The 1,305-nt window shown below is 62.1% G+C and carries 1 protein-coding gene; it reads right to left on the bottom strand.

What is annotated here, in order from left to right:
• Positions 1-42: 42 nt before the first annotated feature.
• A protein-coding gene (locus tag ABD059_RS09920; RefSeq protein ID WP_343879582.1) for an IS3 family transposase occupies positions 43-1,238 on the bottom strand; the annotation gives its coding sequence in 2 pieces (ribosomal slippage) (positions 43-957 and positions 960-1,238; 1,194 coding nt in all).
• Between the last annotated feature and the right edge of the window lie 67 nt (positions 1,239-1,305).

Below are 1,305 nucleotides of genomic sequence, written 5' to 3'. Positions count from 1 at the left end.
GGGTCTGCCCAGACTTTGGTTGACACTGGGGGTGGGTGGTTTCTAGGCCGCGTGTGTGGCTAAGTAGATTGTCTCAAACTCGACTGGGGTGAGCTTCCCGAGGGATCGTTGCCGGCGTCGGCGGTTGTATTTCTTCTCGATCCAGACGACCATCGCGAGACGCAGTTGCTCCCGGGTGTCCCACCGGCGGGTGTTCAACACGTTCTTCTGGAGCAGGGAAAAGAACGATTCCATCGCGGCGTTATCGCTCGAGGAACCGACCCGGCCCATCGAGCCACGGAGGCCGTTGTTCTTCAGAAGCCGCACGACCTTCTTCGAACGAAATTGGCTACCTCGGTCGGAGTGGACGATGGTCCCGGCCGGGGCGCGGAGGGTGATTGCGTTTCGGAGGGCTGCGGCGGCGAGTTCCGATGTCATTCGGGTATCGATGGAGTAGCCGACGATCTTGTTCGACCAGCAGTCCTTGACCGCACACAGGTAGAGCTTGCCCTCGCCCGCGGTCCAGTGCTCGGTGATGTCGGTCAACCACACCTGGTCCGGTCCCGTCGCGACGGAACCGAAATCGTGGGTCACGCGGCCCTTGTCATCGACGTTTCCAAGGAGATCGTCGTGCACCGCCGGCCCGGGCTTGTTCCCTTTGCCTCGTCGGCGGTGGTGGGAGGCTTGCAGCCCGCCGATGAGCGCCAGGCGCCACACCCGGTTCTCCGACGCCGTCGCCCCGTGATCGGCGAGCTCGTCAGCGAGGAACCGATACCCCAGTGTCGGGTCGTCGGCATGAATCTCACGCAGCACCTCGATCAGGTGCGCATCATCCCAATCCCTTTGGGACACGGGGTCCTGCAACCATTTGTAATACCCTTGGGTTGATCGGCCCAGAACCCTGCACGCCACCGCGACCGGCACCCTGATCGGGGCACCGGCCGCGGCCATCTCACGGACGAGCGGGAAGACTATTTTCCCGGCAAGTTCGCTTGCGAGAGATACGCCGCCGCCCGCCGCAGGACCTCGTTCTCCTGCTCGAGCAACCGAATCCGTTTCCTGGCGTCCCGCAGCTCGGCTTGGTCCGCCGCGGTAACACCGGGACGATTACCGTCCTCGATGTCCGCCTTTTTCATCCAGCCATGCAGACATCCTTCGGAGATCCCGAAGTCCTTTGCGATCTGCTTCATCGATGACTGGCCCTTCCGGGCCACGGCCACGACGTCGTCGCGGAACTCTTTCGGATATGCCTTTGCCATAATTGACATCCTTCCAGTGAGAACAAATCCTCACAGGTCAGGTGACAACCAAACCCTGGGCAGACCC

This window comes from Arthrobacter flavus (genome assembly GCF_039526005.1).
GTDB lineage: Bacteria > Actinomycetota > Actinomycetes > Actinomycetales > Micrococcaceae > Arthrobacter_D > Arthrobacter_D flavus.
Note: the sequence above shows the minus strand (reverse complement) of the source record. Positions and strands in the feature narration are given on the sequence as shown.